The 7,490-nt window shown below is 66.9% G+C and carries 9 protein-coding genes; 7 read left to right on the forward strand and 2 right to left on the reverse strand.

What is annotated here, in order from left to right:
* The 4 genes from IT540_RS03890 to IT540_RS03905 form a co-directional block, all read left to right on the forward strand.
* The coding region (locus tag IT540_RS03890) for an ATP-grasp domain-containing protein (protein ID WP_291173557.1) at positions 1 to 915 on the forward strand (915 nt) is incomplete at its 5' end.
* A 110-nt stretch (positions 916 to 1,025) separates the two neighbouring features.
* On the forward strand, positions 1,026 to 1,505 hold the full coding sequence (gene greA, locus IT540_RS03895; protein WP_291173559.1) for a transcription elongation factor GreA: 480 nt from the start codon (positions 1,026 to 1,028) through the stop codon (positions 1,503 to 1,505).
* On the forward strand, positions 1,496 to 2,419 hold the full coding sequence (locus tag IT540_RS03900; RefSeq protein WP_291173562.1) for a penicillin-binding transpeptidase domain-containing protein: 924 nt from the start codon (positions 1,496 to 1,498) through the stop codon (positions 2,417 to 2,419). The genes greA and IT540_RS03900 overlap by 10 nt, the downstream gene beginning before the upstream one ends.
* A gap of 174 nt (positions 2,420 to 2,593) precedes the next feature.
* Positions 2,594 to 3,844 carry an MFS transporter gene (locus tag IT540_RS03905; protein ID WP_291173565.1) on the forward strand — a complete coding sequence of 417 codons (1,251 nt, stop codon included), beginning with the start codon at positions 2,594 to 2,596 and terminating at the stop codon, positions 3,842 to 3,844.
* Positions 3,845 to 4,005: 161 nt separating this feature from the next.
* On the opposite strand, the gene IT540_RS03910 is transcribed toward IT540_RS03905, so the two are convergent.
* Both IT540_RS03910 and IT540_RS03915 read right to left on the reverse strand, forming a co-directional pair.
* Positions 4,006 to 4,407, reverse strand: a complete 402-nt coding sequence (locus tag IT540_RS03910; protein WP_291173569.1) for a hypothetical protein — start codon at positions 4,405 to 4,407, stop codon at positions 4,006 to 4,008.
* A gap of 63 nt (positions 4,408 to 4,470) precedes the next feature.
* Positions 4,471 to 4,953, reverse strand: a complete 483-nt coding sequence (locus IT540_RS03915) for an Lrp/AsnC family transcriptional regulator (protein WP_291173573.1) — start codon at positions 4,951 to 4,953, stop codon at positions 4,471 to 4,473.
* Positions 4,954 to 5,073: 120 nt separating this feature from the next.
* Here IT540_RS03915 and IT540_RS03920 point away from each other — a divergent pair, with 120 nt between their 5' ends.
* The 3 genes from IT540_RS03920 to IT540_RS03930 form a co-directional block, all read left to right on the forward strand.
* The gene (locus IT540_RS03920; protein ID WP_291173576.1) at positions 5,074 to 6,129 is read left to right on the forward strand and encodes a mitochondrial fission ELM1 family protein; all 1,056 of its coding nucleotides are present in this window, start codon (positions 5,074 to 5,076) and stop codon (positions 6,127 to 6,129) included.
* Between the two features lie 31 nt (positions 6,130 to 6,160).
* Positions 6,161 to 6,919 carry a CPBP family intramembrane metalloprotease gene (locus tag IT540_RS03925; RefSeq protein WP_291173579.1) on the forward strand — a complete coding sequence of 253 codons (759 nt, stop codon included), beginning with the start codon at positions 6,161 to 6,163 and terminating at the stop codon, positions 6,917 to 6,919.
* 120 nt (positions 6,920 to 7,039) lie between these two features.
* A partial coding sequence (locus IT540_RS03930; RefSeq protein WP_291173582.1) for an ATP-binding cassette domain-containing protein occupies positions 7,040 to 7,490 on the forward strand: 451 nt, incomplete at its 3' end.

A 7,490-nucleotide genomic window follows, 5' to 3' on the forward strand; every position in this document is an offset into this window, starting at 1 on the left:
AAGGACACCTGCGTCGCCGGCATCAGGGAGCATCTCGAGGAAGCCGGCATCCATTCGGGCGACAGTGCCTGCTCGCTGCCGCCGTACTCCCTGTCGCCGAAGATCGTCGCCGAGCTTGAGCGTCAGGCGCGCGAGCTGGCGCTGGCGCTCGGCGTCGTCGGCCTCATGAACGTGCAGTTCGCCATCAAGGACGACGAGGTCTACGTGCTGGAGGTCAACCCGCGCGCCTCCCGCACCGTGCCCTTCGTGGCCAAGGTCATCGGCAAGCCGATCGCCGCCATCGCCGCGCGCATCATGGCCGGCGAGCCGCTCGCGAGCTTCGGCTTGAAGCCCGCCGAGATCGATCACGTTGCCGTCAAGGAGGCCGTGTTCCCGTTCGCCCGCTTCCCCGGCGTCGACCCGATCCTCGGTCCCGAGATGCGCTCCACCGGCGAGGTGATGGGCGTCGACCGCGATTTCTCGATCGCCTTCGCCAAGAGCCAACTCGGCGCAGGCCAGAAGCTGCCGACCGCCGGCACCGTCTTCGTGTCGGTCAAGGACAGCGACAAGGACCGCATCGTGGCGCCCTTGAAGGAGCTCGTGGAGCTCGGCTTCAAGGTCATCGCCACGCGCGGCACGCGCCGCCACCTCGAGGCCAACGGGGTGCAATGCGAGGTTGTGAACAAGGTCCTGGAGGGCCGGCCGCACATCGTGGACGCCATGAAAAACGGCGATGTGGCGCTGGTGTTCAATACAACCGAAGGTGCCAAAGCTGTGTCCGACAGCAAGGACATCCGGCGCACGGCCTTGCTTCACCACATTCCGTATTATACAACTTTGGCCGGTGCGGTCGCTGTGACGCGCGCGATCAAGGCGCTCAAGGCCGATATCCTCAAGGTGGCTCCGCTGCAGGCCTACGTCGGCCGCGCCTCTTGAGACGATTGGGCCGCGTCAGGCGTTATCCCGCGACCAAGTCCCATTAGAGTACAGGGATCTCACGGATTAGGGTGCTGGCTTCCGGCCAGGCCGATTGGGAGACTTTAGCGATGTCGCTGGAACGCGTGCCGATGACGATCGAGGGCTTCAAGTCGCTGGAGGCGGAGCTGCATCGTCTGAAGGCCGAGGAGCGTCCGCGCATCATCCAGGCCATTTCGGAGGCCCGCTCCCACGGCGACCTCTCGGAGAACGCCGAGTATCACGCCGCCAAGGAGGCCCAGGGCCTGAACGAGGCCAAGGTCGCCGAGCTCGAGGACAAGCTCTCGCGCGCCGAGGTGGTCGACACCGCGAAGCTTTCCGGCGCGAGCATCAAGTTCGGTGCCACCGTGACGCTGGTCGACGAGGACACCGACGAGAAGGTCAAATACAAGATCGTGGGCGACCTCGAGGCCGACGTGAAGAACGGCAAGATCTCCATCTCGAGCCCCATCGCGCGGGCCCTCATCGGCAAGTCCAAGGGCGACACCGCGGAGGTGACGACGCCCAAGGGCGCGCGCTCCTACGAGGTGCTCAAGGTCGAATGGAAGTGACGGCGCGGGCGGCCAGGCGGGGGGACACTCCGGCGCTGGCTGCGGCCTCCGTCGATACGTCCTCTAAAATTGCCGTGGACCGGCGCCAGCTTCTCGGCGGGCTCGCCGCCGTGCCGCTTGCGGCGTCCATTCCTGCAGGTCGCGCCGCAGCAGCCCGGCCGGCCGCGGCACCCATCATCGACGTCGTGCTCGCCCCAGGGCTCACCGTTCTGGTCCAGGACGCGGGCGAGACCGGCGTCGCGGCCTTCGAGAGCGCCGACGGGCGGCGCACGGTCGCCTCCGATTTCGAGCGCATCCGGACCGCCTATCTGCCGGCTTCGACATTCAAGATCCCGCACACGCTCATCGCCTTGGAGACGGGCGTTGTCGCAAGCCTCGACGAGCCGCTATTCAAGTGGGACGGCACGGTGCGCACGCTCGACGGCAAACCCATCGACGCCTGGAACCGCGACCAGACGCTGCGCGAAGCGTTCCGCAACTCGACCATCTGGGTCTACCAGGAGGTTGCCCGCAAGGTGGGGCCGGAGCGCATGACGCGGCTCGTTACGGCGCTCGACTACGGCAATCGCGCGGTCGGCGAGATCGACAGCTTCTGGCTCTCGGGTCCCTTGCGCATCTCGGCGCTGGAGCAGATCGCGTTCCTCGGCCGGCTGAGGGCCGGCGCTTTGCCGGTTTCGGCGCGGGCGCAGGCGCTGACGCGCGAGGCGATGGTGATCGAGACCGAGAATACCCATGTGCTCTCCGGCAAGACCGGATGGGCGTTCGATCAGAAGATCGGCTGGTTCGTTGGCTGGATCGAGGCCAATGGGGCTTCGCGCCTCTTCGCGCTGAACCTCGACGTGGCGGGGCAGAAGTCGCTCGCGGCCCGCACCGCGCTGGTCAAGTCAGCCGCCCACCAGCTCCGCGTCCTGTGACCTTGTTCGCTCTTTCAAACGCGTGCGGGCAAGGGCAGAACAGCGGCCTCTCTAGACCATGATCGCTTCGGACCCTATCAGTCCGAAGCGTGAATCATTGGTCTCATCAAAGGCTAGAGCGCGATCCCGGCTCAATCAAAGCTGATCGTGCGCTAGAACAACAAGAGGTCCTTCGTGGACACAAGCGTATCGTCCAGTTCCCCGCACCCGCCATCGGCCTTCACCTACAGGTCTTTCCGCCTCTACTGGCTGGCGCGTTTCTTGAACGGCTTTGCGACGCAGATCATCTCCGTAGCCGTCGGCTGGCAGATCTACGACGAGACGCGCAATGCCTTCCTGCTAGGCCTCGTCGGGCTGGTGCAGTTTGCGCCTGCCATCGTTTTCGTGCTCGTCACCGGCACCGTTGCCGACCGCTATAACCGCCGCACCGTCATGGGGCTTGCCACGACGCTCGAGGCGTTGTGCGTGGCGGCCCTTGCCGCGTTCTGGCTCGTGCACGCCGGCCGCGCCGCCGACCCTGGCGTCGTCTGGCCCGTGTTCGTCATCCTGACTCTCTTTGGCGTCGCGCGCGCGTTCCTGACGCCGGCCGTGCAGTCGCTGGCCGCCAACCTCGTGCCGCGCGAGTCGTTCCCCAACGCCGTGGCCTGGAACTCGTCGGCGATGCAGGCCTCCTTCACCATCGGGCCGGCGGTCGGCGGCCTGCTCTACGGCATCTCCTCGCTCGTGCCCTATGCGGTAGCGTTTCTGCTGTTCGGGGCCGCCGCGACGCTGACGCTCCTGATCCCGAAGCCCCAGCAGAGGACGAGCTCCGAGCCGCGGTCCATCGAGACCATGCTCGCGGGCTTCCGCTACATCCGCTCGAACCCTGTCGTGCTCGGCGCCATCTCGCTCGACATGTTCGCCGTGCTGCTCGGCGGCGCCACGGCGCTGCTGCCGGTGTTCGCGCGTGACATCCTGGAGGTCGGCCCGTGGGGGCTCGGCTTCCTGCGCTCGGCCGCCGGCGTCGGCGCCCTGGTGATGGTGGTCTGGCTCGTGCGCCACCCCATCCCGGACCACGCCGGCAAGGTGATGTTCGCCTCCGTCGCCGTCTACGGCCTCGCGATCCTGCTGTTCGGCCTCTCGACCACGCTTTGGCTGTCACTGCCGGCGCTGTTCATCATGGGCGCGGCCGACATGGTCAGCGTCAACGTGCGCGCCTCCCTGATCCAGCTCGCGACGCCCGACGACCTGCGCGGCCGCGTGACGGCGGTCAACAGCGTCTTCATCGGCGCCTCGAACGAGGTGGGCGAGTTCCGCGCCGGCACCATGGCCGCGCTCATCGGCGCCGTGCCGGCCGTCGTCATCGGCGGCGCCGGCACGCTCGCCATCACCGCGCTCTGGACGCGTCTCTTCCCCGCGCTCTACGCCAAGCGCAAGCTGACGTAAACCTGCCGTTCCTCACGCGTGAGGCGAGTTCTGCCCCAAGCACGAAAGCGATCATCGACGGCCGTCAGCCGAGGTCACTTTAGGGCCAGGAGCGGCCGTCGTTCGGCCGGAAATAAAGACAAATTCTAGATGATCAATCCCCACCCCCACCACCAAGAAACTTATCGCCACCGGTTCACGAACTGCAACGCGAGCCACGACCCCAGCAGCATGAGGAGCATCATGCCGGCCAACGAAGCGTAAAGCAGGAGACCTCCTGTGGCCGCGAGCGACCCTTCCAGATTGGAGAGCCCGAGTATCTGCAGGAGCATCAGTATCGGTATCACGAGCAAGTTGCCGACCTCGGCGGCCAAGAAGGCGCCGACGAGCGAGACGGGGATATTCACAATCCAGCCGAGCACACCCCGCTTGTTCGTCCACGCCTCGTGGACCCCAACGGCCATTGCCGCGCCGAGAAAAACCAGCGCCAGGGTCATTGGGCCACCGACGCTCGAGTCCGGCACCGCGCCACTGAATTGAAGTAGCAGGATGGCGATCACGGCGATCAGCGCGATGTACTGCATGAGGTGCGTCCCTACTGCTCTGTCGGGGGCATGCGTGTCCACATCCGCATTGGCTAAGCCTACTCACGCATTGTCGGGGACGGCCAGCGGCACGCCGGGCGCGCGCTTGGCGCGGCGGATGGCGAGGTTGGTCTTGACGCTCGCCACGTTGGGCGCCGCCGTCAGCTCCTTGAGCACGAAGTCCTGGAACGCGGGCAGGTCGGGCGCAACGCATTTCAGGATGTAGTCGCTCTCACCGGACAGCATGTAGGCCTCGCGCACGATGGGCCAGCCGAGCACGCGGTTCTCGAAAGCGTTGAGATCAGGTTCCGCCTGGCTGTGCAGCCCGACCAGTGCGAACGCCGTCAGCGCGAAACCGAGCGCCCGCTCGTCGACCAGCGCCGTGTAGCCTTGGATCACGCCCGCATCCTCGAGCGCCCGCACGCGCCGGAGGCAGGGCGGGGCCGATAGCCCCACGCGCTGGGCCAGCGCCACGTTGGTGAGCGCCCCATCGGCCATCAGCTCGCGCACGATGCGCCGGTCGGTTGCGTCGAGACGAAGGGCCATGGCACCTCCTGCAGAAGCCCGTCTCCGGCCTACGGCACCCGCGCAACAAATGCAAAGATTTCCTGCGTGAAGCGTACAAGGAATTGCCCGATCTACAACCCTGCGAGGGACTCGACAGCCATGGCGCGACCGTCGAAGGTGTCCGGCATGCATACCTCCACACAGGCGGCGGACGACCGCGCCCGCCCGCTGGTCGGCGCCAAGGCCTGGATCATCAGCGACGGCAAGGCCGGCCACGAGGCCATGACGCTCGGCGTGGCGGAGGCCCTCGGCCTTGCCGTCGAATGGAAGCGCGTCGCGCCGACGGGCCTTTGGAGGACGCTGGCGCCCTGGGGACCCGTGGCGCCGCGCGAACGGTTCGGCGCGCCGGGCACGCCCTTCGCGCCGCCCTGGCCCGACATCGCACTGGCCGCCGGCCGCGCGACCACGCCCTACATTCGAGCGCTGAAGCGCAAGGCCGGCGTCAAGACCTACACCGTCGTCCTGATGGACCCGAGAACGGGGCCGGGCACGGCCGACCTCATCTGGGTGCCTGAGCACGACAAGCGCCGCGGGCCGAACGTGATCGCGACCCCGACGGCGCCGCACAGGTTCTCGGCCGAGCGTCTGGCCGAGCTCCGCGGCGCGCCGGATGCCGCCATCGCCGCGCTCAAGGCGCCGCGCATCGCCGTGCTCGTCGGCGGCCCGAACGACCGCTACCTCTATCCGCGCCCTGTCGTCGACAGGCTCGCGACGCTCGTGCGCTCGCTCGCCGACCTCGGCGCCGGCCTCATGCTCACCGTCTCGCGCCGCACGCCGGCCGATCTGGTCGCCGCCCTTGACGCCGCGCTCGCTGGCGCCGATGCCATCTTCTGGAAAGGCGATGGACCCAATCCCTATCCGCAGTTCATCGCCCACGCCGACGCTTTCCTGGTCACCGCCGACAGCGTCAACATGGCAGGCGAGGCGGCGGCGACCGGGCGGCCGATCTACGTCTTCGAGCCGGACGGCGGTGCTGCGAAGTTCGCCGCCTTCCACGCAGCCTTGCGCGCGAAGGGCATCGCGCGCGCCGCCCCGGCGCGGTTCGAGCGCATCGAGAGCTGGAGCTATCCGCCGCTCGACGCGGCGAGCGTTATCGCCGATGAGATTGCACGCCGCTGGCAGCGCCGCAGAACCATGCTTCCGGGCTTGACGTGACGCGCCGGACCGGGCACGCCGTCAGGTTCAGATGACTGCAATCGCCACCGAGAGCCCGCGCATCAAGGCCGGAGGGACGCTCCCCTCCGCCGAGACGCTGTCATTGGTCGGATGCTTCTGGCGTTGGATCGAGATGGCGATCCTGTTCGGCGCGGCGCCGATCGTCATGGGCTGGCTCGTGCACGGCGAGCGTATTCCGCTGCTCTCGGAGTACATCCCGCCCGGGACGAAGATCCCGATCTTCGTCGCGCTGCTGCCGGTTCTTTTCATCGCCGCATTCCTGCTGCTCATCGATCCGACCTTCCGCCTGCGCAACGAGCTCCAGCGCGGGCTCGGCTGGCGCAACGCGCTCTCGATACTGGTTCTTTTCGTCATCATCGGCGGCGCGGCGACGTGGTGGATCAAGACCTATCATCCAGCCTGGTTCCTCGAGTTCCCGACCAACCGGCCGAAGACCTACACGCACATCATGCTGGCTTATCCGCTGTTCTCGGTGATGGCGCAGGAGCTGCTCTATCGCTCGTTCTTCTTCCACCGCTATGGCCCGCTGTTCGGCACGCACCTGTGGCTGGTTGTGATCGTCAACGGCCTGCTGTTCGGCTACGCGCACATCGTCATGAATTCTGCATTCGCCATCGCCGCGACCGCCCTTGGCGGTCTCATTCTGGCCGCGCGCTATGCCGTGACGCGCTCCTTCTGGGCGGTCTTCATCGAGCACACGCTCTGGGGTTGGCTGATCTTCACCATCGGCCTCGGCCGCTACTTCGTCACCGGCGTCTCGAACGTGTGAAAAAGGACAATTCTGCCGCAGTCGCGCATCCCCGGGGATAAGTAGACCCGATTGAGTGCGCCGCGCCGATCCGCTAAAACCCCCGCAACTCCCGAAACCGCGCAAGGAAAGAGACGCCCCGTGGCGAACCCCCAGTACGTCTATCACATGCACAAGCTCTCCAAGACCTATCCGGGGGGCAAGCAGGTCCTGAAGGACATCTCCCTGTCGTTCCTGCCCGGCGCCAAGATCGGCGTCGTGGGCCTCAACGGCGCAGGCAAGTCGACGCTCTTGAAGATCATGGCCGGGCAGATGACGGATTTCGTCGGCGAGGCCTGGGCGGCCGACGGCATCAACGTCGGCTACCTGCCGCAGGAGCCGGAGCTTGATGCCGAGAAGGACGTGCTCGGCAACGCCATGGAGGGCGTCGCGGAGAAGAAGGCCATCCTCGACCGCTTCAACGAGATCGCCGCCAACTACTCGGAGGAGACCGCCGACGAGATGACGGCGCTGCAGGACCAGATCGACGCACAGGGCCTGTGGGACCTCGACACCCAGGTCGAGCAGGCGCTCGACGCGCTGCGCTGCCCGC

Source organism: Hyphomicrobium sp. (genome assembly GCF_020852195.1).
Taxonomy (GTDB): Bacteria; Pseudomonadota; Alphaproteobacteria; order Rhizobiales; family Hyphomicrobiaceae; genus Hyphomicrobium_C.

Bases quoted from the DNA above. Each gene is read 5' to 3' on its own strand.
- greA (WP_291173559.1), top strand. From the start codon at position 1,026: ATGTCGCTGGAACGCGTGCCGATGACGATCGAGGGCTTCAAGTCGCTG.
- IT540_RS03900 (WP_291173562.1), top strand. From the start codon at position 1,496: ATGGAAGTGACGGCGCGGGCGGCCAGGCGGGGGGACACTCCGGCGCTG.
- IT540_RS03910 (WP_291173569.1), bottom strand. From the start codon at position 4,407: ATGCAGTACATCGCGCTGATCGCCGTGATCGCCATCCTGCTACTTCAA.
- IT540_RS03915 (WP_291173573.1), bottom strand. From the start codon at position 4,953: ATGGCCCTTCGTCTCGACGCAACCGACCGGCGCATCGTGCGCGAGCTG.
- IT540_RS03920 (WP_291173576.1), top strand. From the start codon at position 5,074: ATGGCGCGACCGTCGAAGGTGTCCGGCATGCATACCTCCACACAGGCG.
- IT540_RS03925 (WP_291173579.1), top strand. From the start codon at position 6,161: ATGACTGCAATCGCCACCGAGAGCCCGCGCATCAAGGCCGGAGGGACG.